This is a genomic window from Burkholderia pyrrocinia (genome assembly GCF_018417535.1).
In the GTDB taxonomy this organism is placed as follows: domain Bacteria; phylum Pseudomonadota; class Gammaproteobacteria; order Burkholderiales; family Burkholderiaceae; genus Burkholderia; species Burkholderia pyrrocinia_E.
This window is the reverse complement of sequence record NZ_CP070979.1, coordinates 1,254,186-1,276,077: the sequence shown is the minus strand read 5'-3', so window position 1 is coordinate 1,276,077 and position 21,892 is coordinate 1,254,186. Positions and strand designations below refer to the sequence as shown.

Annotated in this window: 18 protein-coding genes; 2 read left to right on the top strand and 16 right to left on the bottom strand. The window is 65.5% G+C overall.

Features of this window, described 5'->3' with window-relative positions; translation table 11 throughout:
• Positions 1-200 precede the first annotated feature (200 nt).
• A complete protein-coding gene (locus JYG32_RS38615; protein WP_213267883.1) occupies positions 201-494 on the top strand; it encodes a hypothetical protein in 294 nt (97 codons plus the stop codon).
• 213 nt (positions 495-707) lie between these two features.
• Here JYG32_RS38615 and JYG32_RS38610 read toward each other — a convergent pair whose 3' ends face one another.
• The 16 genes from JYG32_RS38610 to JYG32_RS38540 form a co-directional block, all read right to left on the bottom strand.
• On the bottom strand, positions 708-1,709 hold the full coding sequence (locus tag JYG32_RS38610; protein ID WP_213267882.1) for a hypothetical protein: 1,002 nt from the start codon (positions 1,707-1,709) through the stop codon (positions 708-710).
• Positions 1,710-2,145: 436 nt separating this feature from the next.
• On the bottom strand, positions 2,146-2,424 hold the full coding sequence (locus JYG32_RS38605; RefSeq protein ID WP_213267881.1) for a hypothetical protein: 279 nt from the start codon (positions 2,422-2,424) through the stop codon (positions 2,146-2,148).
• Positions 2,425-2,965: 541 nt separating this feature from the next.
• Positions 2,966-3,901, bottom strand: a complete 936-nt coding sequence (locus tag JYG32_RS38600) for an IclR family transcriptional regulator (protein WP_249744939.1) — start codon at positions 3,899-3,901, stop codon at positions 2,966-2,968.
• Between the two features lie 3 nt (positions 3,902-3,904).
• Positions 3,905-5,200 carry a polysaccharide pyruvyl transferase family protein gene (locus JYG32_RS39415; RefSeq protein ID WP_249744938.1) on the bottom strand — a complete coding sequence of 432 codons (1,296 nt, stop codon included), beginning with the start codon at positions 5,198-5,200 and terminating at the stop codon, positions 3,905-3,907.
• Positions 5,201-5,245: 45 nt separating this feature from the next.
• Complete coding sequence (locus JYG32_RS39410) at positions 5,246-6,466, bottom strand: glycosyltransferase (protein WP_249744937.1); 1,221 nt, start codon at positions 6,464-6,466, stop codon at positions 5,246-5,248.
• The gene (locus JYG32_RS38590; protein ID WP_249744936.1) at positions 6,463-8,835 is read right to left on the bottom strand and encodes a DUF4838 domain-containing protein; all 2,373 of its coding nucleotides are present in this window, start codon (positions 8,833-8,835) and stop codon (positions 6,463-6,465) included. Before JYG32_RS38590 ends, JYG32_RS39410 begins: the two co-directional genes overlap by 4 nt.
• Positions 8,832-9,662, bottom strand: coding sequence for a glycosyltransferase family 2 protein (locus tag JYG32_RS38585; RefSeq protein ID WP_174381488.1), 831 nt, complete (start codon positions 9,660-9,662; stop codon positions 8,832-8,834). Before JYG32_RS38585 ends, JYG32_RS38590 begins: the two co-directional genes overlap by 4 nt.
• Before the next feature lie 67 nt (positions 9,663-9,729).
• Entirely contained in the window at positions 9,730-10,809 is a 1,080-nt protein-coding gene (locus JYG32_RS38580) for a glycosyltransferase family 4 protein (RefSeq protein WP_213267880.1), read from the bottom strand.
• Between the two features lie 3 nt (positions 10,810-10,812).
• Positions 10,813-11,649: a glycosyltransferase family 2 protein gene (locus JYG32_RS38575; protein WP_174381486.1), complete on the bottom strand. Its 837-nt coding sequence runs from the start codon at positions 11,647-11,649 to the stop codon at positions 10,813-10,815.
• Entirely contained in the window at positions 11,646-12,872 is a 1,227-nt protein-coding gene (locus JYG32_RS38570) for a hypothetical protein (RefSeq protein WP_249744935.1), read from the bottom strand. Before JYG32_RS38570 ends, JYG32_RS38575 begins: the two co-directional genes overlap by 4 nt.
• A complete protein-coding gene (locus tag JYG32_RS38565; protein ID WP_174381485.1) occupies positions 12,869-14,398 on the bottom strand; it encodes an oligosaccharide flippase family protein in 1,530 nt (509 codons plus the stop codon). The genes JYG32_RS38570 and JYG32_RS38565 overlap by 4 nt, the downstream gene beginning before the upstream one ends.
• Positions 14,382-16,613, bottom strand: a complete 2,232-nt coding sequence (locus JYG32_RS38560; RefSeq protein ID WP_213267879.1) for a polysaccharide biosynthesis tyrosine autokinase — start codon at positions 16,611-16,613, stop codon at positions 14,382-14,384. The genes JYG32_RS38565 and JYG32_RS38560 overlap by 17 nt, the downstream gene beginning before the upstream one ends.
• Before the next feature lie 32 nt (positions 16,614-16,645).
• Entirely contained in the window at positions 16,646-17,806 is a 1,161-nt protein-coding gene (locus JYG32_RS38555) for a polysaccharide biosynthesis/export family protein (protein WP_213267878.1), read from the bottom strand.
• Positions 17,807-17,926: 120 nt separating this feature from the next.
• Positions 17,927-18,292 (bottom strand): hypothetical protein, encoded by a 366-nt coding sequence (locus tag JYG32_RS38550; protein WP_213267877.1) that lies wholly within the window; start codon positions 18,290-18,292, stop codon positions 17,927-17,929.
• 26 nt (positions 18,293-18,318) lie between these two features.
• Positions 18,319-18,771 carry a protein tyrosine phosphatase gene (locus JYG32_RS38545; protein ID WP_213267876.1) on the bottom strand — a complete coding sequence of 151 codons (453 nt, stop codon included), beginning with the start codon at positions 18,769-18,771 and terminating at the stop codon, positions 18,319-18,321.
• Between the two features lie 8 nt (positions 18,772-18,779).
• Entirely contained in the window at positions 18,780-20,150 is a 1,371-nt protein-coding gene (locus JYG32_RS38540) for an undecaprenyl-phosphate glucose phosphotransferase (RefSeq protein WP_213267875.1), read from the bottom strand.
• 1,114 nt (positions 20,151-21,264) lie between these two features.
• Here JYG32_RS38540 and JYG32_RS38535 point away from each other — a divergent pair.
• A complete protein-coding gene (locus JYG32_RS38535; protein WP_213267874.1) occupies positions 21,265-21,546 on the top strand; it encodes a hypothetical protein in 282 nt (93 codons plus the stop codon).
• Positions 21,547-21,892 lie beyond the last annotated feature (346 nt).

Genomic DNA, 21,892 nt, shown 5'->3' with positions numbered 1-21,892 from the left:
AATGACCACTGCGTCGTGCACCTTGCCCGCGTGCGCGTGCGCTTTCGCTTCGCGTCGGCATGCTCCACCTCCTCGTCCCATTCTGCGTCACGCGGTGCCGTGCAAGCGCCGCGTGTCCAGCCCGCGACGGCGGCTTCGTCGTGCGCTCTCCATGGGAACGAACCGTGCTCGTTCCCCGGTATTCGACGGAGGACAACCCGATGAAGCCCATGGAAATTGCAATACGCCGGATTCTGGCGACACTCGTGGCAGGCGGCACACTCCTCGTGGCCGGCCCGACCTTTGCACAAGGCTACGTTGCACCGCAACCGAGGTACGAAGAGCCATCTACCGCCCCGGCGCCCGGCGTGTCGATCACGCTCGGCATGCACGGCGACCGCTACTGGGACGGCCAACGCTACTGGGAGCACGACGAATGGAGGCATCGTCATCCGCGTGAACGTGATCCGTGGCGCGAGCACGAACACATGCACGAGCACGAGCATCGCGAATAGTAACGACCCGCCGCTCGAGCAAAGACCGGGGACGCCCTTGTAGTACTTTCGCACCGCTTTCGTTGAACGCCGCAAATACTCCGATGCGTCCGTTTCGGAAGCAACGATCCTCGCGAACGCCCGGTCACTCGTCGGTTGCCCGGTGCCGGCGGTCGGCCCCTCGCTGACGCGAAGTCAGCAGAATCATCAGGATTCCTGCACGGCAACCCTGCCTCAGAAATTGTGGGCCAATCCGACCATGAACATGTCCTGGTCCGTGTTGTTGCCGGTCGCGACACGGTTGAAGCGAAGATTCGCAGTCCAGTCCTTGGTAAATTCATAGCCGACCTGTGCGCTGAAAAGCGCAGCAAGCTTCATCCGGTTAGACGGCGCACTCTTGTCGTATGCAACATAGGGGCCGATTCCGGCACTGAGACTCCATCTGCTCAAGATCGGCGCAACGTACCAGAATTGGGCTGCGACGCCCCTTCTGGCAGCGACGTCGTTGACGCCCTCGTACACGAAGCTTGCCGAATATGCCCAGGCATTGCCGATCGGCCGTTTGAGCTCGACCAGGTAACCCTTCTGGATTGGAACCCTCGGCCGGTTCGTTTGCGACGTTCCGGCCCAGACGCTCAGCTGAGTCCTGCCGTCGGAAAGCGACGGATGAGGGTCGCCGCCGAATCCCGAGCCGATGCCGAACAGCACCGCATCGGATGAGTGGCCGCCCGCCATCTGAACACGGTTGTACTGCGCCTTGAGGTAGATGCCATTGGGCGTGAGCTCGTAACGCAACGCAGCCGACGCGCGGATCCCGAGACGCTTTTCGTTGCGCGCCCCATCACCGACGTGTGTCGTGTTCATGCTGAAATACGGGCCCGCCGCAAACTCGAGCGCCGTTCTCCCGCCAAGCGGCAAGCGCGCCGCGCCGAGCAGCGCGAAACCGTCGCGATGGTTGTCCGTCGGATGGCCTTCGTTCAGGTAGGCGACGAAAACCGACGCGTAATCGTTCAGTGCCTGGCCAAAGCCGATTTCGTAAGCGCGCCAGTGCATGTTGCCGCCCTCGCTCGCACGGCCATTGCCATAAACGGCATATGCGTCGAGTGTGCGTTGCCCCGGGCCGAGCCCACTCGACGGGCTCGGCGCGCCTTCGTCGGCATTCGCAAAGCCCGCAGCAGCCAGGCCAACGGCGGCGACGAAAGCAAAACGGAAGCGAACATCAGAGTGTTTTCCCATTCCGGCACGCTCCAGCAATAACAATGGCAACAGACCAGAGGATCGAACCGCGTCGCGATCTGCAGGCGCCGGCACCCCTGGCGCCTCATTGCGCTAGCCGCGAGCGTTCACGCCTGACCACCTCTCCAACGACCGTCAGTCATCACCGCTTGGTGGCCTGCGCCGCCGGCTCGACAGCGCGCCGGGTGGACGTCGAGGTTGCTATCGCGGCGAGTCGAGGTTGCTTTGGGCGACCTGGACCGCCTGTTGGCCAGTTCGTTGCAGTATTTCGCAAAGCGCGTTTGGCGGCAATCGCCGAATCCAGCGGCACGCTGGCGGCCTCGGAGCCGGCGGGCGCATTTTTCGCGACGTCCGCCACCAGCGTCCAGACTGATCGATCCGGATTTACCGGATCGACTTTACGAGAAAACGCGAGCGATCACGCAGCGTATGGCCGTCAGGTGCCGGCGGCGAGACGCGGGCCCGCGCCAAGCGGAGTGAACTCGGGTTCAGGTTGTGGCGACGGCAGCGCGTGTACCCAAGGATCGATGCCCTGCTGCTGCACTTCTTCGAGAAACGCAACGCGCGTGCTCCAGTAGCTTGCTCGCAATTTCGCATCGATGACACGCTGCTCGGCAGCGAACAATTCCATGCGTGCAGTCACCAGCATCGACGCGGCGGCTTTTTCCGGCGTCGGGGCGTGACGCATCGCCCAACGGCTGATCCAGTTCACCATGCTGCCCCCCGTAAAAACAAACCGACCTGGATCGGGCAATCGCGATCGGCCGCGCGCCTGTCTCGATGCATCGCGGCCGCCACCAAACGTCACCATCCAGGTTCCAGGCGCCATCGACACCCCGTATCGATGTCGATCGCCGCGGCATGCGCGCGCGGTTTACCTATCCTATGAATACTTTCCGGTTTGCGCGATACGGGTTTGCATCCTTCGACACGTTTCATTCTTGAATCCGTGCATAGCACATGCGACTGTCCATTTCCATAAGCAATCGAAGTTTTTTCGCTACGGAGGAACGGGCGGCGCATCGTCGATCGCGCGCGCATCGGCATTGCGGTGGCGCACCGCCGCTGCCCGGCATGCCGCAAGGAGCTGCGATGGTGACGGTGCGGGTGCCGGGAGCCAATACCGGCGAGGCTTTTCGTTCCGGCCCTTGAGATTCCATTTCCATCGTCCGGGCGCGGAAACCTGAATCGCCCCACCCCACGTCACGCGTTATCGCACGCACGGGTGCCATGTCGTACAACTCCCCGCGATTCCTTCACCCCGCCCGACGCACACTCCGCGCCGGCTCACGCGACGGCATCTCGACGGCGGATTGCATGAACCGCTGATCGACCGTCGCGGAGATGCGTTGAGCCGTTTCGCACAGCGCGACGCCGATCTGCTTGATCGACATCCCCCCGGCTTCTCCCGATAGCGCCAGGTATGGGCACGTGAGGATCGCGATTGCCGAGCCCGACTTGTCGACGATCGGCGTTGCGATATCCGTGATGCCGGGAATGCGTTCGTTCGGGCGGCAGATATAGCCGTCGCCCCGATGGGTCAGCAATGCTTCATCGCTGCGCGGCTGGTTCCACGACTCGACATCGGGCCCGATGTTCCGGAGCAATCGCGTTCGTACGTCTTCGTTCTGAAACGCCAGGTACATCTCTCCCGCGGCACTGCCGTGCAGCGGAACGCGCGTGCCGACCCGGACCGCGATGTTCCATTCCGTTTCAGCGCCAACCGTTGCGATAACAACCATCGTGTCGCCATCGAATACCGTCAGGTAACACGACTGGACAGTCTGCAATGCGAACTGCTGCAGGAGCGGCGTGACAAGCGCGCCGATCGATCGTGTCGGCGCGTGATGCTGTCCGAGAAAGTAAAGCTTCATGGTCAGCGCGTAACGGTCGTAACGATCCACCCTGTAGATGTAACCGCGATCCTCGAGCACCTGGATCATGCGATACAGTTCGCTCCGGCTGCGCTTCAACGCGCGACAAATGTCCGCCTGCGCCATCCCGAACTGGCGATCGACGAGCAACTCGAGAATATCGAGACCCTTCTCGAGCGCCGGCGCACGATAATTCGCTTTTTTCTTGAGACCCGAACGGTCGGGATCAGCCGGGTCTTCGTTTGGATTCCGCATGTGAAACGATGCCTCTGGAAGAATGCGGCGCAGCTGCGAATGCAGGAAAAATATCGTGGACACCGCTCACGAAGGCCGGATCGCATGGATCACTCCGCGCAGGTTCCTGCATGACGCTTCCTTTACGCGCGGCAGCGCGGCATGCACCTGGTTGCGCAGTTGCGGAAGCTCCGACACGAACCGGTCCAGTACCGCCGCCAGATGAGCGGAGCGCATCGCTTCCTCGGGCTTCAGCAAGAAGGCGTCCGACAGCCCGAAATGACTGAAGAGCCCCTGGAACTTGTCCTGATAGGTCAGCGCCGCGACAGGCACACCCATGCCAAGACTGGCGATCGCCAGATGCATGCGCCCGGTTACCACGCCGTCCACCTGCCCTGAAATGGCCTTCAGTTCCGCCGCCGACATCCTGGCGCGCGGGTAGCAAAGCCGCTCGCCCATCGCCGCGGCCAATGCGTGATGCAGCGGCTCGAGACAGGTATCGTCGCCGTCCCGACCGCGATAGTCGTGGGACAGCAGGACGATGCTGACCCGACGATGCTCCGCGAGTTCGCGAATGGCTGCCTGCGCCGACGCGACCAGCGCGGCGATATCGTCGTCGCTGGCCCGGCGGATCAGCATCGGGTGAAGGTTGAATGCGATCACGATGTCGCCGGCCGCGCGGCGCGATTCGACCCACGCCGCCGTGCCCCTGACGCAATCGGACGAGTCGTCCGGCTGAAGCATGAAGGCGGAATCCGCCACGAGCTCCGCGCTCGCCGAACTGAATCGCCTGAATCGATCGAGCGAAACGCCGTCGCGGACGTTGACCAGCAGCCGCGCGTCGATTCGATTGAATGCATGCCTCAACTGCCTGTACGGCAAGCGGTTGAAGCTGAAGCCGAGAATCGTGCCGTGCACGCCGCGCCTGACCAGCAGATCCGCCGTTGCCAGCAACCGCAGCGACGTCATGGGCGAATAGTAGCCGTCCATCACGTCGGCGCCGATGACGACCACCGCACTGGGTCGCAACGCGGCAAGCCGTTCGACCGTGTCCATCAGGCGCCATGGCTCGTTCCACGCGTCGACCGCACGCAAGCCAAGCTGTGCCGCGGCATCTGCCGCCCCCGGCGTGGCCGTGACGACCGACACCTTCAACGCGCTGTTCGCCTGTCGCAACCGCTCGACGACCGCGCGCAGCATCGCTTCATCGCCTTTCGAGCCGACCAGCGTCCACGGATCGCACGGCAAGATCAGCAGATGGGCGCCGGATGCGCCGTCGTTGTCTGCAGCGCCTCGTGCAGCCTCGCGACGCCACTGCATGGTCAATCGCTTCACATACAACCACACGCGAAGCCGTTGTTTCAGACCGGCCAGTTTCGACATGTTCGATTCCCCTGGGTGATTCGATGGTTTCGACGGATGCATCCGTCAGGCCGGTGCGGCGGCCGGCCGCCGCCGCCGGAGCGTGTCGCGAAGCACGCGAAGCTGCGTTTCGTGCCAGGCTCGCGCGGCATCGCGCGCCGCCGCACCCTGGGCGATACGATGCGCGCGATCCGTCGCGAGCTGGACGACCGCATCCGAAAAGCCCTGCGAATCGCCGTCCCGCACGACGGTCACCCCGCGCAGGTCATGCTCGCCGAGGCCGCGCGCGCCCGTCCGGGTGCTGACGATCGGCACGCCGAGCGCCATGCTTTCGAGCAGCTTGATGTTGATGCCCGTGCCGAGCAGCATCGGATTGATCGAGATCGGTGCGATCGCGAATGCGTCGCCCAGCTCGGCGACGGGGCCGTGCTTGACGATGTGCGGCCCGTCAGGGACGGCCGACGCGATCGTGCCGGCGAGATGCACGCGAAACGCCGGCAGCCGCGCCACGATACGCGGCAGGATCTCGTCGACGAAGTATTTGACGGCGTCGCGATTCGGCTGGTTGTCGCTGCCGAGGAAGGTCGCGTCGGCATGCCCGGCACAGTCCACCTGCGGCGGAAACGCCAGCAGGTGACTCAGCACCGCGACCTCCGGGGCGTCGCCGCTGCCGAGGCGCGCCGCCAGCAGGTCGCCCTCGTCGGCCTGGATGGCCAGCGCGACATGCGCGCGGCGCAATCCGTCGCACTCCCGTTGCGGCGGAATCGAAAACATGTAGCGCTTCGCACCGGGGCGGCCGATGAACGGAACATGTCGGTCCGCAAAGATGTCGTGCGTATCGATGACCTTGACGACCGTATCCGGAAACGCATCGAGCGCGCGCGAATAGAACACGTATTCGACGAACACGGCATCGAATGCGTGGTAGTGCTGCAGCGCGCGCAATTGTGCGGTAAAGCGCTCGCTGAACAATTCGTCGAGCCCCGTGTAGTACGCATGTCGACTGCCGGCCGCTTTCGCGGCGAGACGACGCACCAGCCAGGCCACCCGCTTGGCGCGATACAGCGCCAGCGCCAGGCCCGCGCGGCGCAATATCGACACGCGCTCGGCACCGAACTCCCGGCGATGCGCGTCAAGGTCCATGCCTCCCGTCTGGCGCGATTCCAGATAGACGAAATGCACGTCGCAGCCGAGCGATTTGACCGCCCGCGCGAGATTCAGGACGCGACTGCGGTTGCCGGCATTGACGGGAAACAACGGAATGGGCGAAACGATGGCAACTTTCATGAGGCGTTTCCTTTGAGCGGAATCGACGGCAGCGTGCCGCCCGGCGCACGGTGACGAATGGCGACGAAGGGGCCGACGCGCACGGACTGACCCCGCGCGAATCCGACTCCGTGGACATAAATGCCCTTCTCGTGATCGGCGTCATACGCAAACGGGCCGCCCGGGACGGGCAGCCACTCGAATCGCGCGTCGTCGAGTGTGCGCGCCGGCGTGTCGGTGCGCAGCGTCATCGGCGGGTAGGCCCCCACCCGCACGGCCGCAGCGCCCGCACCGCCGCCTTCCGGCACACGCACCGATGCATAGAGATCCCAGCGCCCGTCGCGCGGCAGCTTGTCGAGCTTGAACTGGACTGCCCAGACGCCCGAATCGCCGCGTATCGCGATCGCGGCGCCGTCCAGCGCGCCGGGGTCGGCCACCACGCGCGCGCTGTCGTAGAGATTCACGCGCGAAACATCGATCGCGCGCCAGTCGCTGTCGGCAAGACCCGCCACGAGCGACGGCGGAACGACGGGATGCCGGTCGATATCGAGCAATGCGCCGAGTGCCGCGAGATTGCCGCTTTGCCGGTACTGACGAACACCCGCGGCCGAGATCGCCGCGTCGAAGCGCGCGCGCCGCCCGCGAATATCGAGGTCCCAGCCCTCCTGCGCGGCGCGCGCCGCGTAGCGGTCGCGCAGTGCCAGGATCACGAAATCGAGCGGCATGCGTGCCTGGCGGACACGCGCGCTACGCACGGTATCCCCGTCGACCGCACGGGCGGCCGCATCGAAATCCCGTTCCGACTGGCGAACGAAGTCGTACGTGTACATCGCCATGCCGACCGGCGTCTGTTCGGCCAGCACGTCGCCGCTCGCGCGCAGCGCGGCATGCATGCGATCGATGTAGCGCACGACGGCCGGCGCAGCCGCGCCGTAATAGGCGTCGCAATATTCGCGGACGAGCGTGCGCGGGTCCGCGGTCGGCGTCCAGAGCAGTCGTGCGATCAACCACACGCGCAGGCTCGCAAATTCGCCGCCGCGCGACTGCCAGTCGCCTTCCGCGAAGTAGCCGTCGACGTTCGGCAACGTGGCCAGCCACGCGATGCTGCGGCCGATCGGATAGAGATTCGGCGTCGGCTGGAGGTAGCCGCCGAAGTTCACGACGTGATCCCACACGGTGACGTGCCGCGCGATGTCGTTCCATTTGCGCAGACCGTCGCGCAGCGGCGCGTTGCGGTCCTCGTTCAGCGCGACGCTGTAGTCGACCTGGATCGTCATCGGATACACGCGAACGTGATCCGGTACCTGCATGCCGTCCGGCGGCGTGAAGCCCCAGTGATAGGCCGGCATCGCGACACGCGCGCCGGGAACCGCCTCCCGGACCCGCGCCGACACGTCCCGCACCATATCGAGAAAAGCCGCCGACGGCGCACCGCCATGCGCGTCGGCAAACGCGCGGCTGGCCGTGTCCAGGTCCCAGCCCCAGTCCATGTCGCGGATGCCGAACCAGATGCGGGCCGGGTCGGGTTGCCGCTTCAGGCGCCTCACGATCTCGGCCGCCATGGTGGCGCGGACGTCGGCCGACATCATCGCGAGTTGCCCGCCGGCATACCAGGCGGGATGTGCGGTCGCATACCGGTCGTGCGGCACGAGCGTCCAGAAATCGGCATCGCCGTCCCGCGCGAGCCAGCTGCGATCCCACATGTCGATACCGGGCGGGGAAGCGCGATACGACGTGCCGTGCGACTCGCCGTTCAGCAGGTTATGCGCGCGGAACGGCTTGTCCTCCCCTTCCGCGCTCAACACCTCCCGATACGCGAAGCGCGGAACCTGCCGGACGGGTGCCGTGTCGACACGCAGCTCGGCCTGTTGCGGCACCTCGGTCGCATCGGGCGCGAGCCACTTCACGCCGAGCTTGCGGTCGAGCCACCAGTACGCGCCGAACAGCGTGCCGCGCGGGGTGTCGCCGGCCACGACGAGGTCGTCGCCGCTGCGGCAGATGACGAAGCCGTCGCCACCGAGCGGCGCCGCGCTTGCCGACCGGCATTGTTCCGCCGCATGCGCGCCGCCGACGACAATGGCCGGCGTCCGGTCTTGCCCGTCGTCCGACACGGCGAACGACGCGCCGCTGATCCGCGACAGGTAGTCGGCAATCTCGTCCGCCGCATGGCGCGTCACGGCATCCGTCGCACCGGCGCGAACGATGTAGCGCGCGACGCGATCCTGCGCGAGCAGCACGCGCGGTGCCGACCCCGACGGGTTGCCGGCGACGACCTTCGCGTCGTGCGGCAGCCGCACCGGCTGCGCGCAAGCGCCGCCGCGCGCGATCATCGCGCACAACGCGACAGCCGCGGCACGCACGACGACACGAACCGGCGACGCTGGCCTCATTGCCGTGCGATCCGCGAGACGCCGGGCGGCAACGACAACGGCACGTGGAACTTGCGGTAGAACCGCCACAGGCTGCGCAGATGATGCCGTCCCGCTCGCGACACGGGGCTTGCCGCCGACTGTCGTTGATGATCGTGCACGAGCGTGACGCCCGGCATGCCGAGCACCCGATAGCCGGCCAGCCAGGTCCGCGCGCACAGATCGACATCCTCCATGTACAGGAAATACGATTCGTCCATACCGCCGAGCGACTCGAACATGTCGCGTCGCACCACGAATCCCGTTCCCATCACCCATTCGGCATCGAACGGGTTGCCGCACGACCATGCATCGATCATCAGGTGCTGGTTCATCCGCGCACGAAAGCGGCCCGAGCGGCCGAGCGCGGTGCGTCGCGCGACGATGTCGAGCCAGCTGTAGAACCGTCGCGCCGAGTACTGGCGCCGGCCGTCGGGATACTGCAGATCGAGCCCGACGAGCCCGGCCTCCGGTCGTGTCTCGAACAGCTCCAGCACTTTCGCCAGCCCGTTCTCGCTGAAATGCGTATCGGGATTGACCACCAGCACGTAGTCGCGTCGACAGGCGGCCATGCCGAAGTTCACGCCGGAGCCGAAACCGCGATTGCAGGCGGCGCGCAGCAGCCTGACGCCGCGCGGCAATGCGTGTCGCAATCGCGTGTACGAATCGTCCGGCGACGCATTCTCGACGACGACGATGTCGTCGGCGAGTGCGACGCGTAACGACGTCAATGACGCCACACATCGTATCGTCAGGTCGGGCGTGCCGTAATTGACGACGATGACGCTGATGCTTCCTTCGGTTTCCATCGTGATACCCCGCGCCGTGGTGGATTGTGTCGGCCGGTTTGCCCGGCTCTGTGCGTTGACGTGCGCGTCATGCCGACGCGCCGACCTGCTCGACGAGTCGCCAGAACTTGCGTGCCGATGTGTCCCAGTCGAACCGGCGGATCTGCTCCCGGCCTCGCGCGACGAGCGCGTCTCGCCACACGGCCTCCGTGCCGAGTCGGCGCATGGCGACCGCGATGTCGACGACCGACAACGGGTCGACGAGCATCGCGGCGGCACCCGCCACTTCCGGCATGGCCGACACCCTCGAGGTCAGCACGGGTACGTCGGATGCCATCGCTTCGAGGATCGGCAGGCCAAAACCTTCGTACTGCGACACGAACGCGACGAACAGTGCACCCCGGTACAGTTTCGGCATCGCATCGTTCGGCAATACCCCCGCGAATACGAGGCCGTCCGCGCATCGGTGCAGTGCGGCGTGCGCAAGCAGCGACGGGTCGGGGTCACCGGTCAGCATCAGACGCACGCCGAGCGGCAACAGCCCGCTCGCGCCGAATGCCTCGATCAAGCGATGCAGGTTCTTGTAGTTGCGCCGGTTGCCCGGATAGAGCACGTACGGAAACGGATAGCCGAGCGTGTCGCGGTTGCGCTGGTACGCAGCGTCGGTCCCGTTGTGGATCACGTGAACGCGCTCCGGCGGCATGCCCGACCAGCGGAGGAATTCGTCGCGCGTGAACTCGGAAACGCAGACGATCGCGGTGCAACGCCGGTACAGCGGCCGGAGCACCGTGTCGTAGTAGAAGCGGTGCGCGCGCGTGTAGAAGTGGCGATGGGTGAGGTCGTGCACCACGACGACCGACGGGAAATCGGGCAACGCGGCCGGGACGAACCCGGGATTCCAGAACACGGCGTTGCGGGCCGGCAGCCGCCTCAGCGCCCGGCTCAACGCGAGCGGCGACAGCGGGTGCGCGACACCGCCGACTACCGGCAGCGGGGCGATGCGGACGGTCGACGGCGCGCGCTCGGCATAGGCCACCATCACGTTGTGGATGCCGGTTCCGACCGGCCAGCGCGTGTCGGCATAAACCGTGAGGTGCGCGCGATCGGCACGGTCGGCACGGTCGGCGCGCTCGGCGCATTCGGTCGAAGCGGAGAAGATCGTGCTCATCGTTCAATCCATCCAGCCAAGCAGCCGATGCGACGCGGCGATCCAGTAGTACTTCGCACGCCGGGGATTGCGGCGCACACATGACAGCAGGCAGCCGGCGACCGGCCGCGCGATCATGTAAAGAACGTAGGCGAGCGGATAACGATTGATGCGCAGCACATGCCCGAACCCGCGGTTGTAGCGCCTTCCGCGCGCATACGCATGCTCGTCGAGCACGGCGAGCGGTTCGGGATGATGGACGCGCAGATGCGGGTCGTAGTCGATCCGGCACCCCGCTTGCAACGCGCGCACGAGAAAGTCGACTTCTTCCCCCGCTCCCCAGCGCGTGGTCGCGCCCACGCCGAGGTCCACGTCGAACTGCCCCGCCGCATGCACGGCGGACCGGCGCAGGAAGATCGTGTACGACGTCGCGCACACCCACACGTTGAAGCGGTTCACGATCTGCGCCGAGGCCGCCCACCGCCCCTGCGACGGCCGGCCCGCGGCGTCGATGCTCATGCCCGTCACGCCGTCGAGCATCCGGTCGGCGGACAACCGCGCCGCGACTGCATGGAGCATCCCGGGCCGATACCAGCAATCGTCGTCGGGGAACCCGACCACGTCGCCCGTCACGGCCTTCAGGCCGACGTTCGTCGCCCGCGACTTGCCCTTGTCGGATCGCAGATGGACGATCGTCAGCCGGTCGCGATACCGGTCGACGATCCGCTCTACCCGGTCGTCAGGGTTCTGGTCGACGACGATGACCTCGAGGTCGGCGTAGGCCTGCCGCAGCAGCGAATCGAACATGCGCTCGATCTCGTCGCTGCGGCCGAGCGTCGCCATGATGAGAGAGAATTTCATCGAGTATGTCCGGACGAGGAAATGGATCGGGGCCGCAAGACGGGCTGCGCAGTGCGGGCTTTCCGGCGTGCCGCCCGGGGAGCGAAGGCGTACGACGCGAGATAGCCGACGAACAGGTATGAGGTTTCGCTCTGGTGCATCGGGTTGATCAGCGACCATGCCGCGAGCGGCGCGAGCAAGACCATCGCGCGCCGGCCCTGGCCGAGACCGGCGAAGAACACCGCCCACGCGAGCAGCCCGATCGGGCCGGCGACCAGCATCAGATCCAGCGGCGCGCAAAAGACCGCGCTCGTGCCCTCGCCGAGCCCGCGGACGGCGACGGCCGAGTGCGAGAAGTAATGCTCGACGAAGCCGAAGCCGTGACCGATCCAGTCGCGGCCGACCAGCTTGATCGATTCCGTGAACGCAAGCCCGCGCTCCTGCTGCAGCCGGACCTGAAGCTGGTCGCCGGTCAGTTCGCGTGTGAACATGTACAGGTAGAATCCCGCCCCGGCGGCCATCGTCAGCAATTTCGCAAAAAAACGGCCGCGCACCTGCAGCAGGATCACGATCGCGCATGCGATCAACACCGTCTTCGATTCGCTCAGCAGCGTCACGACGAGGGCGAGCACAACGAACTTCACGACGTCGGGAATGCGACGCGGCGACTGCAGGAAACAGGCGTAGGCGGTCAGGAAGAAAAACGCCGCGAACCAGTTGCGCTCCTTGAACGAACCGTGAATCGCGTTCTGCATGAAGTCGACTTTTTCGTACAGCACCGAGACGTCGAAATACTGCAGCGCGTACTGAAACGCCAGGAACCCCGCGATCGCGGCATAACCGAACGGCAACGGCCGCACGCATGCCCGCGCGCCGTAATAGCGGCCGATCAAATAGAACGCCGGCATCACGAACATGAATTTCACGATCTGCTCGATCGCCTTGAAGCGCGGATAGCCGGACAGGAAGGTCGTCGACAACGCGACGCCGACAAACAACGCAAAGGCCCAGATTTCCCACGCGCCGACGGGGATCCGGCGCCGCACCAGCAGCACCGGCAGCACGAGCACCGCGAACAACTGACCGAGTTGCGCGCCGCCGATCTTCAGGAACTGGATCGAGTTCAGCAGCAGCAGCACGAGCAAGACTGCGTCCGCGAGGTCGAAGCGCACCTGCGGCCCGATCGTCGACGCACCGGACGACGACGCGCGTGGCCGCGGCACCTGCAGCGCGAGGCGGCTCATGTCCCTTTCCTCGCATCACGCAATGCGATCAGCATCGACACGGTTTGCCGGGCGGCCTGACGGCGCAACATCCAGGTTGCGCCGACATAAGCGGCGCCGAAGCAGACGATCAGCAGCGGCAACCTGACCAGGACCGACACGCCGCCGAGGTGCGCGCCAAGCCGCGATACGATCAGCGCGCAGCCGAGCGCGATCAGATACGGCGGCACCAGTCGACCCAGCAAGCGGCCGGGATCGACCGACAGCTCGACGACGACGGCACCGAAGCTGAGCGGCGTGATGAACAGCACGGCGCCGACATACAGCCACGCCAGCCCGGCGACGTCGTGCGACGGCAGGCAGGCCATCGCGCCCAGCACCAGGACGAGCTTGACGACCGTCAGCCACATCGTGACGTTCGGCCGGCCGCGTGCCGACAGGAATGCACCGTTGACGAACTGGACCGTCTGAATCGCGCCGAGCCCCATCAGCGGCGTCATGATCGCGGCGCTATCCGCCCAGCGGGCGCCGAACAGCACGATCGTGACGTCGTGGCTCAACACGGCCATCAGGACGAACAGCGGCGCCGCGGCCATGGCGGCAAGCCCCGTGACATCGAGGTAGGTGGCCGCCATTTTCCCGGCGTCGTGCGCGACCCGCGACAGCACCGCGAGCGCGACGTCGGTCGCGGCGCGGCACAGCAGCTCCAGCGCCGTCTGGTACAGCCTCGCGCCGATCGCGTAGATGCCCAGCCCGGCCGCGCCGTACAGCGCGACGACGATCAGGTCCACCGCTCGCGTCGCGCACCAGTCGATCAGTCTCGACGCGACGACGTGACCGCCGAAGCGCGCAATGGGCCAGAACGTGGTCGCATTCCGGCGGCCGCGCGGACGCCAGACCGGTCTGCGCCAGAGCCAGAGCGCGGACATCGTCATGAAGGTCGCCGCCTGCGCAATCAGGCTCCACGCACCGGCGCCCGCAATCGCCAGCGCGACCGCAACGGCGCCCGCGACGCTCACCGAGACGAGTTGACGCATCGCCAGCGTACGGAAATCCAGCCGCCGCTTGTACAGCCCCTCCTGGAACGCGCTCGCCGAGCCGATCGGCACGAACGCGCACGCCACCCGCAGATACGGCGCCAGGCCAGGTACGCCCAGCCACGTTTCGACGCGCCCGGCGAGGACGAACAGCGCGGCCGCGAGCACGACCGCCATGCCGATCGAGCACGCGAACGGCCATTCGAGATCGTCGTCGTCGAGCGACGCGCGCTGCACCAGCGCGTCGCCCAGGCCACCCTCGGCGATCATCAGGACCAGCGACAGCGACAGCGTGACCGCGGCCGCAAGCCCGACGTCCGCCGGGCCGAGCCACCGCGCGACCAGCAGATACGTGACGAGCGTGACGAGCTTGCCGCCCCATGCCTGCACCAGGGCCCACGCGAGGCTTCGCACCGTGCGCGCACCGAGCCGCTCGCCGCCGGGCGACGCACGGTCGCTCGCGGCAAGCGGCGCGATGTCGCGAATCGCGGGCTCAGTGCTCGGTTTCATACGCGTATTTCCCTTCGCCATACGCGCCGTAGACGGCCTGACGCCGCGGCACGTCGTTCAGCACGACGCCGCTGATCGCGATGCCGGCATTGCGCAGGCGACGCTCTGCCTCGCGGATCTCCGGCATCGAACTGCGGCCATGCCGGACGCACAGCAGCGTCGTCGCGCCGTGGCGGCCGATGGTCGCCGCATCGTGCAGCGCGAGAATCGGCGCCGTATCGACGATGACGATGTCGTAGAGACGCGATGCCGTGTCGAGCAGCGACTTGAAGCGGCCGTCGTTGAACAGCTCCGACGTGCGGGCGACGGCACCGCGCGCCAGCACGTCGACGCCGGCGATCGCCGATTTCTGGACGCCGCGCTCGAGCGCGCCGCTCGCGATCGCGTCGGGCAGGCCGGGCGCCGCCGGCAGCCCGAAGTGACGATGCGACTGACCGCGGCGAATATCGGCATCGATCAGCAGCACGCGCTTGCCGCCCGACGCGAACAGCGAAGCCAGATTCGCGCAGAGGAACGATTTACCCGCACTGGGCTGCGGGCTCGTGACCATGATCACGCGGTGCCCCGACTCGGACATCGTGAACTGCAGCGTCGTGCGCAGGCTGCGGATCGCGTCGACGGTCACATCCTCCGGAATTTCCGATGCGAGAACATGCGCGCCCTGTCCCGCACGCTGCTGGTCTCGCACCAGACGTCGCTGCTCCCGACTGTGCGGCACCACCGCATAAACCGGCACGCCCAGCACCTGCTCGAGGTGCTCGGAATGTTCGACGCGGCCCCATACCGCCCGTTGTGCGAACGGGGCGGCGACGCCAAGGGCAATCCCGAGACACAACGACAGCGCAACCAGCAGCAGGCGCTTGGGCTTGACGGGTTTCACCGGCAGGACCGGCAAGTCGACGGCGCGGACATTGCCGATCTCGCTTCGCCTGGCGATCTCGAGCTGTTGTCCGGTGTTCAGCAGGTTCGTATACAGCTCGGTGTTGACGCGCACGTCACGCAACACGCCAAGACCCTCCCGCTCCGTATCGGGCAACCTTGCTTCGAGCGCCTTCAGTTCCTTCGCCTTGCCCGCCAGCTCCGCCAGGTTGGCGTCGAGCGCCTGTACGGCCGGATGGCCGTCGGCGAACCGCGCGATCAGGTCGACGCGCTTTTGCTTGAGTTCGAGCGTGCGCGTCTCGATGTCCACTTCCTGACCGAGCAGCAGCTTGCCCTGTTCGTCGAGATCGACCGTTCCCGTGCGCGCGCGAAACGCCGCGTACCGGTCCTCGGCGTCCTTCAGCGCCTTCATGACCGTCGGCATGCTGCTCTTCAGCGATTCCAGCGTCGCGGCGGCCTCTTCGCTCCGGTACTCCTTGTTTTGCTGGACGTAGCCGTCGACCACGGCCCGCAGGATGTTCCGGATGCGCGACCGGTCGTCGCCCTCGAGCGTGACGGTCAGGATGCCGGATTGCTTGGCCTTTTCCTCGACGGTCAGATCGTCCTGAAGCTGGGAGACCGCTTCGAGCTGCGGGATGCGCTTGAGCCGAAACGCCGTGCCCGGCCGGGCGTCGAGGGCGGCGACCAGCAGCGTCAGCGGCTGCGCCTTGTACTGCCCGTGCGCCGGCACGCCGACCTCGCCTTTCAGCACGACGTCATCGTCCTCGTCCCTGACCACGTAGCGCCCGCCGCCTTCGGCGGTCACGTCGAACCAGAGCCCGTCCAGCACGTCGATGCCGTCGTGGCTTTTCTTGCCGGCCGTCTCGAACGCGACGACATCGAATCGCTCGCCGCCCCATGCAAACCGGGACAATCCCCAAAGCGGCTGCGCCACGCCGTCGTCCCGATAGCGACGGGCGACCCAGCGGCCGATCAACGGGAAATAGCGCGGTTCGGCGATGATGTTGAGATGCTGCTTCGTGACGACCGAGTCGATCACCATGCGCGCGCGCACGAGTTCGAGTTCGGCAGCGGTCGTGCTCCCGTTGTCGAGCAACGCCGCGATGTCGTGCAACGGCGAATTGCCTGCCGCGGTCGACTCGTTGACCTGGATCGTCGCGTCGACCCGATAGACCGGAGTCGCGAATACCACATACAGCAGCCCCAGCAGGAACACGCCGGCCGCGATGCCCAGCACCAGGCGCCACCGGGCCAGCACGATGTCGACGTAGGACGAAAGGGGTGCATCGTCGTACAACGCCGCGTCGTACAGCCGTGCTTCGGAAAGGTCTGTCATGGCAAATCCAGTGTCGATCGGATTCCGGCGGTTCATTTCGCGACCAGCGCGCCGGTCATGCCGGCATTGATCGCGGGCAACAGCAGCGACAGCACGCGGCTGAGTCGGACGAGGCCGTTGCCGTCGACATAGACGACATCCTTCGGCGCCAGCCTGAAGTCGTTCGCGAGCACCATCGCAACCGGCGACTTCGCGTCGAGATGAAACACGTCGGGGGTACTCGAGCCGCGCCCGCGAATCACGTAGACCTGCGCCGTGTCGGCGGTGCCGCTGTTGAAGCTGCCGGCTTGCTGCAACGCATCGCCGAGCGTCAACGAGCCGTCGCGAAGCGGTAGCGCGAGCGTCGGCTTCGCGACCTCGCCCATGACGAACGCGCCGTTGTCCTCGCGCGACTGCACCCGCAGCACGTCCCGGTTGCGCAACAGGATGCGGGCCGGGTCGATACGTCGTGCGACGAGCTGAGACAGGTTCAGCACGTAATGCTCGTCGCCGCGCATCAGCTCGATGCGGCTTCGATCGGCCGTGGGCTGAAGCCCGCCCGCGCGATCGATCGCCTCGATCAGCGTCATCGGCACGTCGTTGATCGGCTGGACGCCCGGATTGCGCACCTCGCCTTCGACATAGACCTGCTGGCTGCGGTACGACGTGACGCGCACGGTGACCTGCGGGTCGCGGAAGGTTTGCGTCAACGCGACGCGGAACGCATCGCGAACCTCGGTTGTCGTCCTGCCCGAGACCGCGAGCGTGCCGACATAAGGAAACTGCACGCTGCCGGTTTCGTCGACGACAAAGCCGCTGACGGGGTCGCTCTGCCGTTGTGCCGACGACGACTGATTCGTCGGCGCCGCCGCGGACAGTTCGGGGTGATCCCACACCGTGATCTGCAACACGTCGCCGGCGCCGATCCGATAACCGCCCTTCGCGCGCTCACGCAACAGCGCGTCGACGTGCCCGGTCGCTTCGCTATCGTCGCGCATCGATTGCAGCAGGTTGACGTCGATTTCCCGGATCGGCACATCGAGCGACTGTGCCGGTTCGCCGTTGCGCGCACTGGCCACCGGCAACTCCTGCGAGCCGGTCATCCGCATGCCGGGCGCGACGGCGCATGCCGTCAGGAACACGGACAGCACGAGCGGAACCAGCGCGCGGCCCCGTCTGCTTCCTGTCGATATACCGTCGAATGATTTGCCCATTGCTGCCTCGTGTGTCGCGCTATCGTCAATTTCGTCCGTGGCATCGTGCTCACGGTTGTGTTCGTTTCGTCGCGTGATGGTTCGGCTTGTTTCGCCCGCAATCCCGCGCCGCCCGGTCGATCACCATGACGAACGGACCCAGGGCGGCTCCATGCCTGGCCAGTCGTCTGTCGCGTTGTCGTTCCCGCCGCGTGGCCGAATCGGGACGCGTGCCGCGCCGCGCGTGCGACGCACCGTCGGCATGCCCGGCGCGTCGATCGACAACGCTCGCATCTGCCGCTCGATCGGCAGCGGCGCATAGTTGTCGACCGCCGGCGCTGCGACGCCCGACGCGACCGCCGGCTTTGCGATCGATCCGCGCCAGGGATTCGAGGTTTGGGACGCGGTATCCGCGAGACCCGCGATCCACCGCGGTACGTTCGTCGAAGGGCGCGCCGGCGGGGCACTGCCGTGTGCGGCCGATGCACACGACAGGCCGACGAGCATCGCGAGTTGACCGATAGGGTGTCGCATCAGCAGTGCCCCCATGCGGTCGCCGCGGGAATCCGCGCGATCCAGTGCGCCACCGCGCGCTCGATGTGGCGCGCCACGGCATCGAACACTTCCGCCGACTGGCCGACCGGATCGGCGATATCGCGTTTCGCGGCATGGTCGAGCTGGAAGACGCGACCGCGCGCGAACGGATAACGGCGCTCGATCTCGCGACATTGCACGAGCGTCATCGCGAGGATCAGTTGCGATGTGCGCACGTGGCCGAGATGCACCGGTTGCGCGATATGCGACGTGAGGTCGAAGCCGCGTTCGCGCATCACGTCGATCGCGGCCTGCGCGGCCGGCCGGCCGGCCAGCGCGATCAGCCCCGCGCACCGCACCTGCACGGACGGCAGCGCGCGGGCCAGCATGGCGCTCGCCATCGGGCTGCGGCATGCATTGCCGTCGCAGACGACCAGAATGCGTTCGATCATGGCCGGGCTCAGTACGCGTTCGGATGGACGAAGCCCTTCAGCACCGTGGCGGCGACAATCTTCATGTCGAGCCCGAAGGACCAGTTGCGCAGGTAATAGAGATCGTGCTGGACACGGCCGACCATCTTGTCGAGGTGATCCGTCTCGCCGCGATAGCCGTTGACCTGCGCCCATCCGGTGATGCCCGGCTTGATCCGGTAACGATGGATGTATCCCTCGACGAGCGGCCGGTACAGATCGTCGTGCTCGATGGCGTGCGGTCGCGGCCCGACGACCGACATGTCGCCGCGCAGCACGTTGAAGAACTGCGGCAACTCGTCGAGGCTGGTGCGACGCAGGAACGCGCCGATGCGCGTGATGCGCGCGTCGCCGCGGGTTGCCTGGCGCACGATGCCGGCCTGTTCGGCGTGCACGCGCATCGTGCGGAACTTGTAGATCCTGAACACCCGGCCATCGGCACCTTTCCGGTACTGCGTAAACAGCACCGGGCCCGGGGACGACAGCTTGACCGCCAGCGCGATCATGGCGAGCAGCGGCGTCAACGCGACGAGCGCCGCTGCCGCGAATACCCGGTCGAACAGCGCTTTCTGCATCAATGCGCGATGCGACATCGGCGATGCAACAAGGTTGATCGCCGGCATGCCGACGAGATCCATCATCGTTCCGCCGAGCAACGCGATGCTGCACATGTCCGGCATGAAGCGGATATTGATCAGATCGTCGCCGAACGTCTTCAGCACGCGCCGGATCGTCCGTTCCTCGGAGATCGGCAACGCGAGCCAGATTTCCGTCGCGGCTTCGGCACGCACCGCCGCGGCGAACCTGGTGAAATCCGCGATTGCCGGGATGATGCCGTTGGACGATCCCGCGGGATCGTGGAACAAGACGGGGCGAAACCCGCTTGCCGGGGACAACGCAAGCGTTTCGATCACACGCACGGCATGCGCGCCGTGTCCGACGATCGCCACCTTGCGGAGATTCAGGCCCGCATGCCTGACGCGCGCGAGCATCGTATAGGCAGCCAGGCGGACGACGACGAATCCGCATCCCGCGATTGCCGTCCAGTAGACGAACCACAGCCGCGACACCTGATCGACGCGATGCATCGCGAACAGCAGCACGAGGTTGCATGCCTGCACGGCGACCCATGCAGCACAGATGCGGCTGATCATTGCGATCCACGAGCGCCCGCGCCATGACTGATACACCTGAAATGCCGGAAAGACGGCGAGCGTCAGCATCGCGACAAACGGGACGACCATCGCATCCGGTCGGCCGAGCGAATCGTCATCGAACCGCACATGCGACGCGGCAGCCGCCCCCAGAACCACAACGAGTGCATCGAGCAGGCGCGCAATGATCGACTGAAATCCGAACATGATTCTTCTCCAGGCGGCGCACGATGGCGCCCGTATTTGCCGTCAAACGCGCCCGTATGCATCATCGAAGCGCACGATGTCGTCTCCGGCACGGCGCAACTTGTCGACGCACTCGAGTGTGCTCATTTCATGTACTCCTCAACATCCGATCTTCCCGCACGCGATCACCCCCGGGCCCCACCCGACCGTCCGTGCTTCGCGCCGATCACCGCGCCGACGGACATTTCCCGACTGACGGCGGACATGCTCCGCCCTCGGTATCCCGATGCATCGAAAACATTCATCCCGGACGTCATTAACCGATCGATGAATTTATCTATAAATTCGCATTCCTATATGAAATCGAACGCGCCTTTATCGAACGGACGGTTCAATTCACGCCAGGATTCCGGACGACGGACGAACTGCGGGTTGCTTAGGCGCACGCCCCCGCGCCGATGCATGGCCGCCGCAAGGACGTGTCAACACGGTTCGGCATGGCAACGGAAATGCCGCGCCCGAGCCATCCCGAATGGATTGGCGAATGGACGCGATTTATCGATTGAAGGTCCGGAATCGACCGCTTCGCCCCCGCGTCGCGTCCGGATATCGGAATGTGGATACGATTCATGATTGGTCTAACGTTATGGTTATTAACTACTTCGGCACATGGCATTTAATGCACGATCCATGCCAACAAGCCGCATTCTCTTGCTGCGGCGCAGAAAACTCCCAATAAACCAATGACCTATGTTCGGAAATCGAAAGGTATGAATAAATCGGGATAATCCTGTGCAACGTTTGCGCAACTGCAACGTTCGCGCACGTTACGTAACGACACGCCGTAACGCGCGTTTGACATGAGCGGCATCCGGGAGACGCAGAACGCTGCCATGCGCATGGCAACGTCAGGAATTTTGTCTTTACCATCGATAGCCGCGCTTCTCGTCCGGGCGCGTGCCTGACGGTGTGAGTCCGAGGCGGGGCCAGCAAGCGGTCAGGGCCGCAACAACCACGGAGCGATTTCGTTGCCGATATGCGGGAAGGGACGTACGCAAACCCGCCGCGAATGCATCCGCAACCGCCTTCGCTCCTGTACACGCTTACCTTCTGATTTCGTTTGCAGGATGGCGATATGCACGAACTTGAACAGTATTATCCCGGCGACACGAGTTGGCATCGGTTTGTCGACGTGTTCGGCCAATCAAAGTCCAAACAGGCTGTTCAGGATCTCGCGCAATCGCTCAATGGCGATGTCGAACTGGCGACCGTGATCTACGAAGTGGTCGGCGCCGGCTACGGCGAGTGGATTCACCAGAAAGTGCCGGCATTGGACCATCTCACACCAGTCGAATGCATTTGCGACCCAGCGCTGACGAAACGACTCCGCACGGCCCTGATGAGGTTCCCCAGTTAGACGCCGGCACAGTGTCGCCTCGCAAAACCCGGGTTCTTTCGCGGGGCGGTGGCACGATGCTCTTGCTCGCGAGCAATCGCTGAATCTTGGCGAGCGATTTCTCGAAGCAAGATCGTGCTTCGAGCGATCCGCGACCAGAAACATGAGTAGACATCCGAGTCCTGACGCAGCATGAGCGTTTTTCCTGACTTCCCCGGAAAATGGCCGATGCGGCGAGAAAGATGTATAGCGCACTTGTTTCGTCGCTTCCGGACGTTTTATATGCGTTCGCCGTTCATACCGACAGCGGCGCGATGACCGTCGTGCCTGGGCGGCCAACTCTGCGGAAGGTCCGTCCCGCGCTCAC